The sequence below is a fragment of the Bacillus sp. CFBP9009 genome (assembly GCF_036541465.1).
Lineage (GTDB): Bacteria > Bacillota > Bacilli > Bacillales > DSM-1321 > Peribacillus.
In genome coordinates, this window is the sequence record NZ_JAZHFU010000003.1 from 433,779 (window position 1) to 451,014 (window position 17,236).

At 40.2% G+C, this 17,236-nt stretch carries 19 protein-coding genes; 12 read left to right on the plus strand and 7 right to left on the minus strand.

All coding sequences use genetic code 11. The features are described from left to right. Window positions 1-377 precede the first annotated feature (377 nt). Window positions 378-599: an aspartyl-phosphate phosphatase Spo0E family protein gene (locus V3595_RS11440; protein WP_485907313.1), complete on the plus strand. Its 222-nt coding sequence runs from the start codon at window positions 378-380 to the stop codon at window positions 597-599. Window positions 600-906: 307 nt separating this feature from the next. On the opposite strand, the gene V3595_RS11445 is transcribed toward V3595_RS11440, so the two are convergent. The 3 genes from V3595_RS11445 to V3595_RS11455 form a co-directional block, all read right to left on the minus strand. Further along, window positions 907-1,638 (minus strand): ZIP family metal transporter, encoded by a 732-nt coding sequence (locus V3595_RS11445; protein ID WP_101224502.1) that lies wholly within the window; start codon window positions 1,636-1,638, stop codon window positions 907-909. Window positions 1,639-1,756: 118 nt separating this feature from the next. After that, a complete protein-coding gene (locus V3595_RS11450) occupies window positions 1,757-2,980 on the minus strand; it encodes an MFS transporter (protein WP_485907314.1) in 1,224 nt (407 codons plus the stop codon). A gap of 141 nt (window positions 2,981-3,121) precedes the next feature. Then, window positions 3,122-4,615 carry an ATP-binding protein gene (locus tag V3595_RS11455; RefSeq protein ID WP_485907316.1) on the minus strand — a complete coding sequence of 498 codons (1,494 nt, stop codon included), beginning with the start codon at window positions 4,613-4,615 and terminating at the stop codon, window positions 3,122-3,124. Between the two features lie 156 nt (window positions 4,616-4,771). Here V3595_RS11455 and V3595_RS11460 point away from each other — a divergent pair, with 156 nt between their 5' ends. From V3595_RS11460 to V3595_RS11470, 3 genes are all read left to right on the plus strand, one after another. Then, complete coding sequence (locus tag V3595_RS11460) at window positions 4,772-5,209, plus strand: MarR family winged helix-turn-helix transcriptional regulator (protein WP_034314147.1); 438 nt, start codon at window positions 4,772-4,774, stop codon at window positions 5,207-5,209. Between the two features lie 215 nt (window positions 5,210-5,424). Continuing rightward, window positions 5,425-7,119 carry a M3 family oligoendopeptidase gene (locus tag V3595_RS11465; RefSeq protein WP_485907318.1) on the plus strand — a complete coding sequence of 565 codons (1,695 nt, stop codon included), beginning with the start codon at window positions 5,425-5,427 and terminating at the stop codon, window positions 7,117-7,119. A gap of 263 nt (window positions 7,120-7,382) precedes the next feature. Continuing rightward, entirely contained in the window at window positions 7,383-8,423 is a 1,041-nt protein-coding gene (locus V3595_RS11470; RefSeq protein ID WP_485907320.1) for a YkvI family membrane protein, read from the plus strand. A gap of 52 nt (window positions 8,424-8,475) precedes the next feature. Here the strand turns inward: V3595_RS11470 and V3595_RS11475 are convergent, their stop codons facing one another. Together V3595_RS11475 and V3595_RS11480 are read right to left on the minus strand one after the other, a co-directional pair. Continuing rightward, a complete protein-coding gene (locus V3595_RS11475; protein WP_485907321.1) occupies window positions 8,476-9,090 on the minus strand; it encodes a hypothetical protein in 615 nt (204 codons plus the stop codon). Window positions 9,091-9,281: 191 nt separating this feature from the next. Further along, window positions 9,282-9,458, minus strand: coding sequence for a YkvS family protein (locus V3595_RS11480; protein ID WP_064505160.1), 177 nt, complete (start codon window positions 9,456-9,458; stop codon window positions 9,282-9,284). Window positions 9,459-9,912: 454 nt separating this feature from the next. On the opposite strand from V3595_RS11480, the gene V3595_RS11485 reads away from it, so the two are divergent. Further along, on the plus strand, window positions 9,913-10,107 hold the full coding sequence (locus tag V3595_RS11485; protein ID WP_485907323.1) for a hypothetical protein: 195 nt from the start codon (window positions 9,913-9,915) through the stop codon (window positions 10,105-10,107). Here the strand turns inward: V3595_RS11485 and V3595_RS11490 are convergent. Further along, a complete protein-coding gene (locus V3595_RS11490; protein ID WP_485907324.1) occupies window positions 10,104-10,607 on the minus strand; it encodes a sigma-70 family RNA polymerase sigma factor in 504 nt (167 codons plus the stop codon). The genes V3595_RS11485 and V3595_RS11490 overlap by 4 nt on opposite strands. A 112-nt stretch (window positions 10,608-10,719) precedes the next feature. Here V3595_RS11490 and V3595_RS11495 point away from each other — a divergent pair, with 112 nt between their 5' ends. Then, on the plus strand, window positions 10,720-10,893 hold the full coding sequence (locus V3595_RS11495) for a hypothetical protein (RefSeq protein WP_485907326.1): 174 nt from the start codon (window positions 10,720-10,722) through the stop codon (window positions 10,891-10,893). A 668-nt stretch (window positions 10,894-11,561) separates the two neighbouring features. Here V3595_RS11495 and V3595_RS11500 read toward each other — a convergent pair. Then, window positions 11,562-12,347, minus strand: a complete 786-nt coding sequence (locus tag V3595_RS11500) for a thermonuclease family protein (RefSeq protein ID WP_485907328.1) — start codon at window positions 12,345-12,347, stop codon at window positions 11,562-11,564. Between the two features lie 179 nt (window positions 12,348-12,526). Between V3595_RS11500 and V3595_RS11505 the strand changes: the two genes are divergently transcribed. The 6 genes from V3595_RS11505 (at window position 12,527) to V3595_RS11530 (ending at window position 17,230) form a co-directional block, all read left to right on the plus strand. Further along, entirely contained in the window at window positions 12,527-13,156 is a 630-nt protein-coding gene (locus tag V3595_RS11505) for an ABC transporter ATP-binding protein (protein ID WP_101224729.1), read from the plus strand. After that, window positions 13,156-13,941 (plus strand): ABC transporter permease, encoded by a 786-nt coding sequence (locus tag V3595_RS11510; protein ID WP_485907330.1) that lies wholly within the window; start codon window positions 13,156-13,158, stop codon window positions 13,939-13,941. The genes V3595_RS11505 and V3595_RS11510 overlap by 1 nt, the downstream gene beginning before the upstream one ends. Window positions 13,942-14,156: 215 nt before the next feature. Next, entirely contained in the window at window positions 14,157-14,423 is a 267-nt protein-coding gene (locus tag V3595_RS11515) for a phosphocarrier protein HPr (RefSeq protein ID WP_034314127.1), read from the plus strand. Continuing rightward, window positions 14,423-16,141, plus strand: a complete 1,719-nt coding sequence (gene ptsP, locus V3595_RS11520; RefSeq protein WP_485907332.1) for a phosphoenolpyruvate--protein phosphotransferase — start codon at window positions 14,423-14,425, stop codon at window positions 16,139-16,141. Before V3595_RS11515 ends, ptsP begins: the two co-directional genes overlap by 1 nt. A gap of 56 nt (window positions 16,142-16,197) precedes the next feature. Further along, window positions 16,198-16,416, plus strand: a complete 219-nt coding sequence (locus V3595_RS11525; RefSeq protein WP_485907334.1) for a hypothetical protein — start codon at window positions 16,198-16,200, stop codon at window positions 16,414-16,416. Between the two features lie 28 nt (window positions 16,417-16,444). Continuing rightward, window positions 16,445-17,230 (plus strand): SDR family oxidoreductase, encoded by a 786-nt coding sequence (locus tag V3595_RS11530; RefSeq protein WP_485907336.1) that lies wholly within the window; start codon window positions 16,445-16,447, stop codon window positions 17,228-17,230. Window positions 17,231-17,236: the final 6 nt, after the last annotated feature.

Sequence of the window (17,236 nt, forward strand, 5' to 3'; positions counted from 1 at the left end):
TTATTGGATTCCTTTTTTTGTTCCATCATTATTATTTTGGAACCACAATTAAGCTCATTAAAATGTTGTGCTTTCATTAAAGGGAAGCTGCCGAATTAATTAAGCGGAAACTAATAATCCCCTCAAATTGGGGAACTTTCGAATCATTTTTCGGAGCTGGCTTCATAGGAATTCTTCCTGATAATTAAGAGTTTTATGGTTAGAAATTTCCGTCATATTCTGTCTGCTGGTGGGTGAAGCTTTATCGCAATTTAAGAAGTTTTGTCTTTTTTTGCGAATCTATTTACATATAAGGCATATTTTGTAATACTTCTTTATTATAATGTAACTTTAAAAGGGCAGGAGTAGTGAATGTAGTTATGAATTCTAGGTGTGCAATGGAAATTTGTTCTGAGATTCGAATGAAGCGTTGGGAAATGATGGAGTTGGCCAAAATGTATGGACTAGGTCATGAGTATACCCTTCGCCAAAGCGAGCAGCTTGATAAACTAATAAATGAGTATTTGATACTTCAACATCATTCATCGGAAGTGAGAAATAAGCGGGAAGAAATGGTTGTTATAGTGCAGCAGCCCTTTAATGATGACATAACCTTTTAGAGGGAACTGAATGCATGCATGACTTTTTAATTTGGCAGGCAGGGAGACAATCCCCTTTTTGCGATTTCTCATGAAGGAACCTTTACGAACATATCATTTAAAACAATTAAAGAAAGACTCATATACACAAGAATATATCTTTGGAATTTTCATGGGCTTGAGTTAAATATCGGGGAGGCCACCAGAAGGTGTCCTTCAAGCATCGGGATTGGTTTTAGAGGTCTTACTTTTTCTGAATGGATTACACTGATAAATAAAAAGTAAGGGCTGACTCACTTGATGGAGCCAGCCATGGCAGGTGGGGGAATTACAATACTTCCAATAATATTACCATGAACAAAAGGCCGACAATGAAGGAATAGGTAGATGTGCGTTCATTGCCATCCCCATGGCTTTCAGGAATCAATTCCTTATAAACGATGAAAAGCATGGCCCCGGCGGCGAAAGCTAGGCCGTATGGAACCAGGAACCCAATGTATGAGGTTAAATAATAACCTAATAACCCTGTAATTATTTCGATGGTACCGGTTAAGGTTGCTATCAGGAACGCTGTGAGTTTACCAATTTTTTGATTAATTAAAAACAAAGCCACCAGTAAGCCTTCCGGAGCATTTTGCAGGCCGATGGCAAAGGCGATCAAGTTACCTGTATCAGCTGTATCAGAGGCATAACTGACCCCGACAGAAAGACCCTCAGGAATATTATGGAGTGTAATGGCAGTGATGATGAGCAAAGCCTTTTCATCGAACTGAATGCCACTTTTCGTATGGCTGAGATCGATATGAGGAATGTTTTTTTCCATGATCGTTAATGTCAATACCCCGAGAAAAACTCCAATGACTAGCTGAATATACCCTCCGGTGGCCAGAGACTCCGGGATCAGGCTCAATAAAGAAGCAGCCATCATGATTCCAGCGGTGAATGCCAGAAGCGTGTCTCTGAATCGATGTGTGATTGAACCTTGAATGAACAAGATCGGTAACGCACCAAACCCTGTAGACATAGCAGATAGGATGCTGCCTAATAAAACTCCACTCATAAATTTCTCCTTTGTATGGTACTTATCGTTACTTATTTGTAAACTTTTAGGTAGGTAAAATAATAATTTATTGTATTTAGGCAAAAAGAATATGTTCCAGGAAATAACAATTTTGCAGTTATTCTTCTGCATACCATTTTTTCAATGTTTGATCAGTCGGCAGCGACATGCTGATGATTCCCAGCAATGGCAGGAATCCAACTAGCTTAATCATGGATTCGATTCCAATTATATCGGCGATGGCTCCCAATGAAACGGATCCAATGGCACCCATTCCAAAGGCTAACCCTACAGTCAAGCCTGCCATCGTTCCGACTTTCCCCGGGACCAATTCCTGTGCGTATATTACAGTGACGGAAAAACTGCTCATTATAATGAATCCCGCCATCAATAATAAGATAAAAGCGGCTGTAGGGGGTACGAATGGTAAAAGTGCGGTTATTGGCATGCTGGCAGCGAATGAAAAGAAAATGACATTTTTGCGCCCGAATCTATCAGCAAGCGGACCTCCGAAAAACGTACCTACAGCACCAGCGGCTAAAAAGGCAAATAGGAAAAATTGTGCGGATTTTATCGTGAATGAATACTGCTCGATCAAATAAAAACTATAAAAGTTCGTCATGCAAGATACATACCAGGAACGTGCAAAAATAATGAATAATATCAATACCAGGGCTTTTGCCACCTTATGGGACCGCTCTTTATTAATTACTTTTGCAGCAAGCTTTTTAGGCTGGAAGTGAACTAATTTTTGGGAATACCACTTGGCAATATACAGCAATAGGATAACGGCCATTAAGGCAACCAGGGCAAACCAGAGTGCGCCTTTTTGCCCGAAAGGAACAAGTACGATGGCTGTGATGAGCGGGGCAAGTGCCTGCCCGCTATTCCCTCCGACTTGATAAATTGATTGTGCCAGGCCTCTCTTTGATCCGCCTGCCATGTAGGCAACCCTGGAGCCTTCCGGATGGAATATGGCTGACCCTAAGCCCATCAAGATGACTGCACCAAGGATAATGGTATAGTTTGGGGCAAGTGCAAGAATGATGACCCCGATTAAAGTACTGGTCAACCCAATGGGCAATGCATATGGAAAGGGCTTTTTATCAGTATAGAACCCAACTGCCGGCTGCAGAAGCGATGAGACGATATTCAGGCAGAATGCAATCATCCCCAGCTGTGTATACGTTAACGACATTGATTTTTCGAGGATTGGGAACATGGCCGGTACGACGGCCTGTAGAGAATCATTCATTAAATGGCATATGCCTATGATGATCATGATTTTAAGAGTCATATCCTGTTTTTGCGGTTTTGTTTTAATGGCAGCGATACTTCCCATCTGTTTATTTCCTTCTTCCTGATTGAGATTTTACCTATTCAATAAATAGATTCAAGAGGCATGCACCGTATGCATGACATCAAAAAATAAATCGGAATCGTTACTAGTCTTCATAAAAAAATGAAACCCTTCAAAGTATTGCTAGGAATGTTTTATAAGCGGTAAGCTGATTGTAACGGTTGTACCGTTTTGAGGTTTACTTGAAAACTCGATGGTACCGTTAAAAGATTCAATAATTCGTTTACACACAAATAGCCCTAATCCGGTTCCTTCCTTTTTCGATGTATAGAAGGGATCGAACACTTTATCTATATCTTTTTCATTCAGTCCTTGCCCGGTGTCGATGATCATGATTTTAGCCCATTCATTTTCATGGTGAATTTGAATCCTTAACTTTTTCCCAACTTCCATGGCCTCGAAACCGTTTTTGGCAATGTTGAGAATGACTTGTTTGAGTTGGTCCTTTGTACAATGAACCCGGATCGGCTCCTTTATGATAATCCATTCCACTTCAATATTGAAGTGACGTGCTTCTGATTCTATTATTGGTCTCAATTCAGCAATGATACTGCGAATATCATATAAGGATAAAGTCTGGGCCATTGGCTTTCCTAAAATCAAAAATTCGCTGACGATGCTATTGATCCGTTCAATTTCCTTCATGATGACAGAGTAATAGAACTGATCTTGTTCTTCAGGGTGTTTTTCAACCAATAATTGCACTAGCCCCTTTATGCCGGTAAGTGGGTTTTTTATTTCATGTGCAGTACTGGCAGCTAATGTACCGACAAAATCTATTTTTTGGCTTTCGTTTAGTAACTTTTGGTTTTTGGTATTCCTGCGAACGATCAGTTCCTCCACGATGATATAGATCATGTGAGTAAAAAAGAAGGTGAAAAAGACAAGCATTAAAAAAACATTCATGTTATTTGTGTTAATCTTGTCGGGAACTTTGACCGACAGTGTCCAATCGACTTCGGTCAAAGGGACATCCAGCCATGTTGAATGTCCAGTGAATCCTTCGGCATTTATATCTAAAATTCGGGTTTTGTCCTTTGTTTCCAATTTTAAGGTATGACCGGGGTTAAGGTTCTTTAATCTTTTTTCCATATGATCCAGCCTGATATGTGCCAATAAAAACCCTTGCACTTTTCTATCTTGATCCAGAATGGGAGCAAAAATGGATAAATAATTAAAATCATGGTTATGTAGCTCTTTTGTTCCTGCAACAACCGCTTTTTGTGTTTTTAGGGCACGCTCAATATCATTCTGTTCAATTAAATAGTAATGATGGAAATTCTTATTCGTCCCCGAAATGGACACACCGTCACGATTTAGCCAATACACTCCTGCATATCTGGAATCTGTATCTTTGATCCATTTCAAAAGAAGTTCTGTTTGTTTGTCATCCATATAAAGCATGGAACTGCTAAGGCTAAGCAGCTCAAGGCTTTCCTTCGTTTCACTGATAACTTGATCTATGTATTCTTGATAAACCGTTCCCGCCCATTTAGCTTGTTCCTGTCTTTCTTTTTGAATGGAACGTTCTAAATGCATCCAATAAATGATAGAGAGAAAAATTAATGGTAAAATAACAATAAGTAGATATGTGGTGAATTTATGCCTTGTTTTCATGTTTGTCACTACTTTAGCTTTTTTTTCAAGTATATCAAAATGATTGATTAAACAATAGTGCATACTAACAGGGCAGATTGACAAAAAAGTCTTTATGTCATATAATAACTTTTAATTCAAGATATTTTAATTAAAAATTTTTAAGGTTGTGAAGTTATGGAGAATAATAACATCCAACAGTCTTTGAAACTGTTCATCGTGATGTCTAGAGCTCATCGATCCATTAATGATGTGGTAAATAAACATATAGCTGAAGAGGGTTTGAATCCAACTGAGTTTGCAGTACTTGAATTACTTTATCATAAAGGGGATCAGCCTCTTCAGCAAATAGGCGGAAAGATCCTGCTGGCGAGCGGCAGCATTACCTATGTTGTGGATAAACTTGAACAGAAGGAATATCTACAGCGAATAGCATGTAAAGAGGATCGCCGTGTAACCTTTGCAAAAATAACGGATAAAGGAAAGGCCTTCATTGAAGGAGTATTTCCTGAGCATGAAAAAAGAATCGATGATATCATGAGTGTACTTACGCAAGATGAAAAGGCCACCGTGATCGAATTGCTTAAAAAGATTGGGTATTCCGCTCAAAATTAGCTAAAGAACCAGCACCCGGATTGACTGCAGGTGCTGGTTTTTTATGTCTGATAAACCTGAATTTGTTTCGAGGACATAGAGGTTTTTAATAACGCTGTGGCGAATTAAATTATATTACGATAACCGCGATAATGATGAATGTGACCTGGATTGGAAAATGTTACTCTGGCTTATACAGGAAAAAATGTTTTTATATCGTGAAAAGGAGCGTACATATGAAATTTAATGAGTATGAATATAAACGGCCTGAAATGGATGAAATTAAAACACGGTTCATGAAAGCTTTGGAAAAGTTTACTGACGCTGCTAATGCCGATGCACAAATAAAAGCCATGGAAGAAATAAATGTAATCCGAAATTATGTAAGTACGATGTTTAATTTAGTCTATATACGGCATTCCATTGATACCAATGATGAATTTTATAAAGCGGAGAATGATTATTTAGATGACTTCTCCCCTGAAATGGAAGAGTTAACCTCCAAATTTTACAATGAACTCGTTCGCTCGAAATATCGCAAGGAGCTTGAGTTGAAATGGGGAACTCAACTATTTGGCCTGGCAGAGGCCCAACTCAAAACTTTTTCGCCCGAAATCATACCACAGCTGCAAAAAGAAAATAAATTATCAAGTGAATATTCACAATTGATTGCCTCTGCAAAAATCCCCTTTGATGGAAAAGAATTAACACTAGCGCAGCTTCAGCCTTTTATGGAGTCCTCGGACCGTGAATTAAGGAAAAATGCAAGTGAGGCATATTACGGTTTCTTTGAAGAAAAGCAGGAGGAATTGGATCGTATATTCGACGACCTTGTCAAGGTGAGGCATGGAATTTCGACAGCGCTCGGTTATGGGAATTTCGTGGAACTTGGGTATTATCGAATGACAAGGACTGATTATGATGCTGAAATGGTTGCTGCATTTCGCAAGCAGGTGAAAGAGGAAGTGGTACCGCTTGTCACCCGGCTGAAGGGACGTCAGCGCGAACGTCTTGGATTGGAGACCCTGAACTATTATGATGAGAATTTTCATTTCAGAACGGGTAATGCCATTCCAAAAGGCGATGCCGAGTGGATCATCGAAAATGGGAAAAAGATGTACCAGGAGCTTTCGCCTGAAACGGATCAGTTTTTCAACTATATGATAGATAATGACCTGATGGACCTTGTGGCGAAGAAAGGAAAAGAGAGCGGAGGCTATTGTACTTTTATAGAAGACTATAAAGCTCCATTCATCTTTTCCAATTTCAACGGTACTTCTGGCGATATAGATGTTTTGACACATGAGGCAGGTCATGCATTTCAAGTGTATCGCAGCCGTGATCTTGACATTCCTGAGTATTATTGGCCCACATATGAAGCATGTGAAATCCATTCGATGAGCATGGAATTTTTAACTTGGCCATGGATGGAGCTATTTTTCAAGGAAGATACGGAAAAGTATAAGTTTTCCCATTTAAGCGGTGCCCTCATATTCCTTCCGTATGGGGTGGCTGTTGATGAATTTCAGCATTTTGTCTATGAAAATCCTGATGCCTCCCCACTTGAAAGAAAGCGGGCTTGGCGTAAGATCGAGATGGAATATTTGCCGCATCGCGATTATGAAGAAAATGAATTCTTGGAGAATGGCGCGTATTGGCAGCGGCAAAGCCACATTTATCAATCACCTTTTTATTATATCGACTATACATTGGCCCAGATTTGTGCTTTCCAATTCTGGAAAAGGTCGACTGAAAAAGATGAAACGGCTTGGGAGGATTATTTGAATCTGTGCCAACTTGGAGGCAGCAAGTCTTTTCTTGATCTCGTTGAATCTGCGAATCTGAAATCCCCATTTGTTGACGGGACTGTAGAGTCCGTTGTGAAGGTGATAGACGAATGGCTCTCCACTGTAGATGATAAGGCATTATGAAATATTAGACTGTATGATACGAAAAGGATACTTGAAAGAACGCTTGGAGATTATTCCAAGCGTTTTTTTAAATCTTTCATACGTTTGAAATGTTGGTCATGAAAAGTGCTGTTTGAAGCATCATGGAGAAATGCATTGGGGGGGGCAGTTTACATTAATGAGAGAATGTTAGCACAGTAAAAAAACAGCCGACGAAAGGAATATTGCTTGGCTTGTCTTAAATGTCTCTTCCTTACATATAAATGTAGGGAGGAGGGGAGAGTATGCTGTCAAGGTGGTCAGGAAGTTTTCAGATTGCAGCGGTTTATGTAGGCACGGTCGTCGGTGCAGGTTTTGCAACTGGAAAAGAGATTGTCGAGTTTTTTACCCGTTATGGCTTTTATGGCTTTATCGGGATTTTAATAGCAGGTTATATTTTCATTTTCACTGGAACGAAAATCATGCTCATTTCCGCAAGGATCAGAGCATCTTCTTATGAGGAGTTCAATCAATTTCTTTTTGGCAGGAAAATAGCAGGAATCATCAACATCTTCTTCCTTATCATGCTGTTAGGGGTGACGGCTGTCATGATTTCGGGTTCAGGAGCCGTTTTCGAAGAACAACTGGGCGTGTCTAAAAGTATAGGAAGCTGGTCTACGATCATACTGGCATCCTTGGTCCTGATGATGGGCATGCGCGGTGTTTTCACTGTGAACTCGTTTGTTGTACCAATCATGATCTGTTTTAGTTTGATCCTTTTTTTCTCGACTTTGGGTAATGGGGATTTCTTTAAGACCCTTACAAAAGTTCCAGATGAAGTGATCACCGTGAAAATGATTTTGTCACCATTTGCCTATACAGCCTTTAACCTTGCTTTGGCACAGGCTGTGCTGGTTCCGGTTGCGTATGAAGTTCGAGATGAGAAGGTCATTAAACATGGTGCAATCCTTGGAGGGATATTCCTTACGATCATTTTATTGACGGGGCATTTTTCACTTATGACACTTCCTGACGTGAATGGTTATGAAATTCCTTCAGCAGTTATTATGAGAACGGCAGCCAGTCAGTTATATTGGATGTTCATTTTGGTGATTTACGGCGAGATATTCACTTCGGTCATCGGAAACATATATGGATTACAGAGGCAAATCAGCAGTTATATTAAATTGCCAAGCATGCTGATCATAGCGGTGATTTTTTTAATAGCTTTGATCATTAGTGAATTCGGCTATGGAAGGTTACTAGGATATATTTATCCGGTTTTTGGATACATAAGCCTCCTTTTTTTAATTCTGGTCTGGAAAAGCAAGGCGGGGAAGGAGTGATGAAGAACGGGGGGCCTGAACTTAGCCCTCCGTATCAGGGGGGAATCAATGTTCATCCTTTCATCAGCGTCTTAGCCATCTCTAGAAAAGCATCCCGGTAATCTCGATCTTTTTTTGTGAACATAGTTAAGCGGACGGGTGCTTTTTCATCCTTGAGCAATATGGAAGTGATCACATCATCCCCACTTTCCACTTCAAATCCCGTGCCGCTCTCGATTTCAAGTGAAGGATCCCTAATCGTTTCTGAAATGCTTTCCAGCTGGGATTGAACATTTTTTTCCACCTCATCCCAATTGACATCCGTCTTCAATAATTCTATTCTCATAAAAATGGAGTCATCTTCAGTCAGGAACACAATATCCTTTCCAGGTTCTTCGGCACTTAATCTGAATTGTTGCAAAACATAAAGGCTGAACGGTTGATTATCACTTTTTTTTAAGAACGCTGTTTTTTCGTTTGCTTCCCCGTTAATTGAATATTGCAGGTTTTGCTCCATCAGTCTTACTTTGTTATTGCGATTATCTCCTTGAGAAGTATTGCCTTCGTTCCCCTCTTTTACTGAACCTTCTTGTGGCTCATCTGCATTTTCGTCTGTGGTCGAACCGCAGCCAGTCAGCAGAAAAGCGGCGAATGTGACACAGCCTATATAACGTGTCCAACGAGTCATTTGTTTCCCTCATCTTTCTGATAGAAATTCCAATCTGAATTTGGATATTTTGCATCACATACAAGTGTTTTGCCCTTTAATGAATTAGACGGAGTAAAATGGAAATGGTTACAAAAAAACTGGAAAATCAATTCATACGCTTGCTAAAAAGTGAAAAACGGAATGGTATTGAGAAACCATCCCGTTTTGAATTAACCTATGATTTTATAATTTTTATGGTTCACGACGGTTTTCTGTTCAAGTTCCAAATCACGATAATTTTCCATATACGTGACGTCCACGATTACTGAGTTCTCGTTCACTTTCTCGACGATTCCTTTTAAGCCTTCTCTAAATTCAATGATATTTCCAACTTCCGCTTTCTTCATGGTAATCATCCTTTCCCATTTTGTTTCTAATGATCAAAAAGTAACTATGGAGTAATTGGATTATTCGAACATCTTGCCGTTTAGATTTTGACGTGGGAAGTGCCAGTAAGAGAATTAGTTATCTCTTATGTCGGTACAGTAAGCTAAACTTTTAAAGGGAGGTGCGATTCTTGAAATGGAGCAGCTGTAATGATGTGGCATAATTTGGTATATCTTGCGAACGCAGTTATACGTACCAGTATGTAATTCTATGTACAAAATATGCCAATCATTTTACATTATGATATTTTAATATACAGTTTGCACTATTTTAAAGCATACGTAAAGAATAATGTAGCAAGAGGGCCTCAAAAAATTCTGATTTATATTTAGTGGCATGCTTATGTTAAAATGAAAACGGAATTTCTCCTGTCTGAATATGATGGAACATTTGATAATTAAGGAGGATAATATGATGAATGCAGATGAAGCAAAAGATGTACTCGATAAACTGGCAAATCGGGAAATGGATGAATTCAGGATAACAAAAGAAGAATTTTTAGCTTTTCGTGAGGTTCTTGTTAAAAGGGAAGACTTTAAACATTTTCGGGGGAATGCCCAACATAACGGTGTTGTAATTTATACGTATTTAGAAGAAGCGAGAAGTTAATCGATGTAAATAATTGGAAAAATCACTTGTTTCCTTAATTTATTTAAAGCGGAATTTCTCCATGATTTGACGGCTGCTGCAGTGACTTGATAGACCTCAGCGATTTCAGACACCGTTTTATTTTCGAGGTATGTCTGTAAAAGCCAGCGTTGCTGATTCAGTGTCAATCCTTCCGTGTAGGTTAAGATATTATCGATGGCAAAGGCCTCATCATGCATTGAAAAAGGATCCTTAATCTCTAATATGAAGGAATCAAAGGGTTCGGTGCGGATCTCATATTTATGATGATGCTTTAATTCGTTCAGAATTTTGCCTTTGATTACAGTATAGGCATAGTTGGAGAATTTTCCGTATTCCTCATTGAAATTCCCAAATGACTCCCATAAAGCAATCAAGCCTACTTGAAAATATTCTTCCTTATTTTTATAGATGGAAAGTGAGCGGATAATATGATGAATCATCGGGGTGAATTCCTTCGTTAGTGCTGAGAAATCTTCCATTAAGCAAGTCACCTTTAGAAAGTGCACTTTCCTGTATTCCCGGGTGCTTCTACCATAAATAAATCGATCATATATAGCCAAAATGCGTAACGGAAAAATGGAGGGGAAAAAAGTGGGTTTCAAGGGAGCTAAAAAGAACCTTATTGAAGGGAAAAACGGAGATTCAGATAATCTTGAAAAAGGTGACCAAATGAAAAAAACACATCCTGATATTGGATGTGCCGAACAATTCACTACTTCTTCTTTTGGTTTTTCCTCTTCATTCAATGTAAAGCCATACACATGAATGCTCCGTTTGTCGACAAAAGGGAGTTTGGAAAGGTATCATTCCGAATTATGAATTTAAAACTAGAAAAACTGTTTTTGGAGGGTTTGTAAAATTTGAACGTTGATTGAAACGTAGGGCACTCGTTTTCCGCGGGCGGTCCGGGAGCCTCCTCGGCGCTCTTTGCGCCTGTGGGGTCTCCCTTGGACACGTTTTTCCCGCAGGAGTCTCGAACACCCGCTCCAATCAACTTTGTTTTAACATAGAACTCGCATAGAAATCCTTTTGTCTACAAACTAGATAATAAAGGAGGGTCGAAATGCTCTCACTCCGACCATGATTTTAAAGAAAAACAGGTTTCTGCATGTTTTTTACTTTTTGTACATATGATGGAAACTCTATGGATTGAGGCAGACAGACGGCGGAAAGGGAGCGGATTTCTGATATCCGCTTGATCTTTTTTAAAATAAAAAACTGCAGGCAAACTGATCTTCTTTTAATTTGCCTGCAGTCTGTACATATAAAGATATGTAATTTTCCAAATCATCATTTAGTTTTTAAAAATATGGAAGCGGGGGAGAAAAGCAGTAACGAAATACTTCATTTTGGGTGTATTTCATTATGTAGCACCCCTGAAAATTTCCAAAGGCGAGTTCGGAAGCGGGCATATTGATAAACCGTTGAATTGGTTAACTTTGCGATTTTCGGAAACCGGCATCCTGTGCGTCCTGTTCGGTACAAAACATTTCTTCTGGTTTAGTTATTTCGTAATATTGGCCCGAAGGAATGTGATATATTTTATTGCCTTTAGAGTTTATATTCCCTTTAATTTGCGGGTTACTGCAAGATCCAGTCGGCTTTTCCACTGATACTTCTTTTGACTGGGAATCATCAAACCCATTTGAAGTGGCATAGTTTTCAATTGACCAAATACCGATTTCGTCTCTTTGGGCTTGTTTCTGAATATCTTCCAATTCATCAAGATATTTCGTGTTCGGTGCATAAACATAAGCTACCCTTGCCAGTCCTTTTTCCAGCAGGAGTTTATTCACCATTTTACCATCAACATAAAAATAGGCCAGCAGCCGGCCGTATTTATCCCTTTCACCTATGCCGGTTTCTACTTCCACTTCAGAGCCCGAAGGCATGAGTTCCTTGGCGAACTTGCTTGCTTCAGGTCCAAAAGGCTGAACGGGCTTGGATGGGTGCACGGTTTCTGGAGTATCTACCAAAAGGAGCCTGACCGTTTCTTCATTTCCATTAGCCATTTTGATTTTTACTGTATCTCCGTCAACAACTTTGATGATCTCGGCTGTGAATGTCTTGCCTTTTTCTTCATTTGAAATTGAATCTTCCTGTTTGGATTGATTAATCTGGTTATCTGATGCTGCCTGGCAGCCAGACAACGTAATCAGGCAAAGTGCAGTCAGGAGAAAAACATTCAGATAAGAATGTAACAAGGAATTTCCGTTCATGATAAGTCCCTCCATTTATTAAGGTGTTTTCCACGTCCGTCATGGATATATTCGGCAGGACTAATACTAACCCATAAAAAAGCGAAAGAAAATGAAAATTTTTACATGCATCGCTACCCCATATCATGATAGTTTCTTATAATGATATGGTGGAGTAAGGGAGGCAGGCGTGCAAAATGATATTTAGGCTTGAAAATATTAGGTATAAAGGAATTTTGAAAATTGATGATTTGAAAATACCCGCTTGTATGGTTACTTGCTTGACAGGGGAAAGCGGTGCAGGAAAAACCTCACTGCTACGATTATTGAACAGGATGGATGACCCGGATAGCGGTTCGATCTATTATCAGGATCAGCTGCTGGATAAATTCAACCCGATAGAGCTCCGGCGTAAAGTCACAATGCTTTCTCAGGCACCGTTCACTTTACCGGGTACGATTGAAGAAAATCTTCAGATTGGCCTGGAATTGACAGAACGGGAAAAAAAGGATAAAGCCGAATTGGTTAAAGCACTTGAAACCGTCCAGTTGCAGAAGTCTTTAGACGAGGGGGCGGAGAATCTTTCTGGCGGGGAGAAACAGAGGCTGGCACTGGCAAGGCTACTTTTATTGAAACCCGAGGTGTATTTACTGGATGAGCCGACCTCGGCTCTTGATGAGGAAGCCGAGCTGACGGTCATGAGCCGTTTTTTAGAAGAAGTAAAGCGGGAAAAAGGAACGGTCATCATGATAACCCATTCAAAACAGCTTGCGGACATCTGTGCTGAAAAGAGGATCGTTCTGAAAAAGGCGAAGGAGGGTGACTATTAATGGAGGCGAATGGGATAATAGATATTGAGTTCTGGCGTCTTTGTGCGGCCTACGTGTTTGTAGTAATCCTGCTCATAATCGTGAAATGGCGCGGGATTTCACGGGAAAAGCAAATCATGCTCGCTACGGTACGGATGACGGTCCAACTCGTTCTCGCCGGATATGTTTTGACATATATCTTTGAAAATCCCCACCCTATACTTTCTTTGGGATTTTTATGTGCGATGTCCCTGTTTTCCATCCATAATATTTTTAAGCAAGTGTCCCATACACTTAATAAGAAAATCAAAAGGATGGTTATCCTAAGTATGTTGTCAGGTCCCATGGCTGCCTTGTTTTATTTTAATGTGGTCGTGATCCATTTCACTCCATGGTATGAGCCGAGGTATTTCATTCCAATTGCAGGGATGATCGTGGGAAATGCGATGACAGGAGTGACATTGGCGCTTAAAAACCTCCATGATGGGATTAGCAGTAATCGTGAAAAGGTAGAAGCGATGTTGATGCTTGGAGCGACTCCAGCGAGGGCTGTGAAGAAATATGTGGATGCTGCATTCGACTCGGCAGTGCTCCCGACTTTGAACAATATGCTCGGGATGGGGATTATCTTCCTTCCAGGAATGATGACAGGGCAAATCCTGTCGGGGATAAGCCCGCTAATCGCTATTGAGTACCAGATTGCGATACTAATCGGGATTCTCGGAAGTGTTTCATTAACGGTGGTCCTTTTCATTATGCTGAGTTTTAGGGCTTTTTTTACCAAAAATGCACAGCTGTCCATTTAATCATTGAAGAATCTGAAAAGTAATAGTTGCAGTTCCTTCTATATTTTTGTACTATTTTGTAGGTACCAATAGTTTTGGTTTGTTTGTTGGGAATGATAATGCTATCCTGATAAGGAAAAGGGCATTTCTTTTTTTCGTTTCTTTCCTGATTGGATGGAGCAAAACCCCTTACATAACCTATTTTTGTTAATTTATCTTAAAGGAGATTGATTTATATGGTAGAAAAAACATTTACAGTAACTGCAGAAACAGGAATTCACGCTCGTCCGGCTACATTGCTTGTACAAGCTGCAGGAAAATTTGATTCAGAAATAAACCTTGCTTATAAAGAGAAAAAAGTGAACCTTAAGTCCATTATGGGTGTAATGTCTCTAGGTATTGGCAAAGGGGCGGAAATTACGATTTCTGCTGAAGGAAGCGATGAAAATGATGCACTAAACACACTTGCTGAAACGTTGAACAGAGAAGGATTAGCAGAATAATGTCCACTTTGATTAGTGGAATAGCAGCTTCAAACGGAATAGCCATCGCTAAAGCCTATCGACTGACTGAGCCAGATTTATCGATTGAAAAAAGAAGCATAGAAGATGTCGGGGCTGAAATATCCCGTTTTAAGGAAGCTATTCAAAAGTCAACAAATGAATTGGAGATAATCAGGGATAAAGCCGAAAAGGATTTAGGGGCCGATAAAGCCGCTATCTTTGACGCACACCTGCTTGTTTTGGCTGATCCGGAACTAATCACTCCAATTCAGGATAAAATACAATCAGAAGGCGTCAACGCTGAGTTTTCCTTAAATGAAACCGCAAGCATGTTCATTACGATGTTTGAACAAATGGATAATGAATACATGAAGGAACGTGCGGCGGATATCCGTGACGTCACGAAACGGGTGCTGTCACATCTTTTAGGTGTTCATATTCCAAATCCGAGCATGATTGCTGAAGAAGTGATCATCATTGCGGAGGATTTGACTCCATCCGATACAGCACAGTTGAATCCGGCATATGTTAAAGGATTTACGACCGATATCGGTGGACGTACTTCCCATTCAGCCATAATGGCACGTTCATTGGAAATTCCAGCAGTCGTTGGAGCGAAGTCAGTGACCTCGTCCATTGAAAATGGTGACTTGGTCATAATTGACGGGTTAAAGGGTGAAGTTCACATCAATCCTACTCCTGAACTCGTGAAACGCTACGAAGAGGAGCAGGAAGCCTATGCCATGCAAAAGGCTGAGTGGGCGAAACTGGTTCATGAAAAAACCGTTACAAATGATGGCCATCATGTGGAATTGGCAGCCAATATTGGTACGCCGAAAGATCTGGAGGGCGTACATCAAAATGGCGGTGAAGGCATCGGGTTATATCGTACGGAATTTCTTTATATGGGCAGAAATGACTTTCCAAGTGAAGAAGAACAGTTCGAGGCATACAAAGCGGTGCTGGAAGGAATGTCAGGTAAGCCTGTAGTCGTCAGAACGCTTGATATAGGCGGGGACAAGGAGTTGCCTTATTTAGAGCTTCCTAAGGAAATGAATCCTTTCCTTGGATACCGTGCGATTCGCCTTTGCTTAAATGAGCAGGAGATTTTCCGGACTCAGCTCCGTGCCCTGCTTCGTGCAAGCATTTACGGAGATTTGAAAATCATGTTCCCGATGATTGCCACGCTTGCTGAATTCCGCGAAGCTAAAGCCGTTTTGGCTGAAGTTAGGCAGGAATTGCTTGATAATGGTGTTCAAGTTGCCGAAAAAATTGAAGTCGGAATCATGGTTGAAATCCCTTCAACTGCAGTGATGGCGGATATTTTTGCTAAGGAAGTCGATTTCTTCAGCATAGGCACTAATGACTTGATTCAGTATACGATGGCCGCTGACCGAATGAATGAGAGAGTATCCTATTTATATCAACCATACAATCCAGCGATATTACGCCTGGTGAAAATGGTCATAGATGCAGCTCATAAAGAAGGGAAATGGGCCGGAATGTGCGGGGAAATGGCTGGAGATGAAGTGGCCATACCGATATTGATCGGATTGGGCCTTGATGAATTCTCAATGAGTGCCACTTCGATTTTAAAAGCACGTTCTTTAATTAGCCAACTTTCACTTGAAGAGATGAAAAAACTATCTCAAGAAGTTTTAGGGCTGGATACGAATGATAATGTGAAAGAAGCGGTAGTTAACGCTTTGAAGAAATAAATAAATCAGGAAAAATGCACCCCATCCACAGAAGATGGGGTGCTGTCCTGTAATTCTTGCTTGATACTTTAAGAAAAAATGTTTATTGCTTCAAAATGGGGGTAAATAAAAAGCAAGCACAGTTGTTTAGCTCTATTAGGGCAGCTGACATTCTCATTTCCCCCTTTGACGCCGGTTGGGTTATCCAACCGGCTATTTTTTTTGTAAATAAAAATCACAATAATGATTATTCAGATTTTTCACTTTACGGTTATGACGATATAATGGAATTATGATTTTAAGAAAATGGAGGTTAAATATTATATGGAATTACATTTGGAAAAGAAAAATGCCTTGATTTTAGCTTCAAGTCAAGGTTTGGGGAAGGCTATGGCAGCTGAATTGGTTAAGGAAGGAGCAAATGTCATGCTGGCAAGCCGTGATGGAGAAAAGCTTGCCGCCGTACAAAGGGAATTATCGCAGCTTGGGACGGGTAAAGTTTCTTATAAGGTAACGGATATAACAAAAGCTGAAGATATTAAAAGCCTGGTTGGGCAAACTGCTGAGGAATTCGGCGGTATCGACATTCTTATTAATAACGCCGGAGGTCCTCCAGGGGGTTCATTTACAGATTTCAATGATGAAGAATGGCAACAATCCTTCGAACTTAATTTACTAAGTTTCATAAGGACGATCCGTGAAAGCTTGCCACATTTAAAAAAACAGGGCGGGAAAATCGTTAATATTGCTTCTTCATCCATTAAGGAACCGATTCCAGGATTGATATTATCGAATACATTCCGGACGGCAATCGTTGGATTGTCAAAGACGTTAGCTTCAGAATTAGCACCGGACCGGATTTTGATCAATACAGTCGGTCCAGGAAGAATCGCAACAGACCGCGTTCAGCACCTAGATGAAATGAATGCGGAGAAACAAGGCGTCACTCCTGAGGAGGTGACTGAACAATCGATTAACAAAATCCCTCTTGGCCGTTATGGGGAACCCGAGGAATTTGCAAAGTTCGTTACTTTCCTTGTTTCAGGCGCTAATACATATTTAACGGGCCAGTCGTATTTAGTTGACGGAGGAATGATAAAGTCCATTTAAAACTTT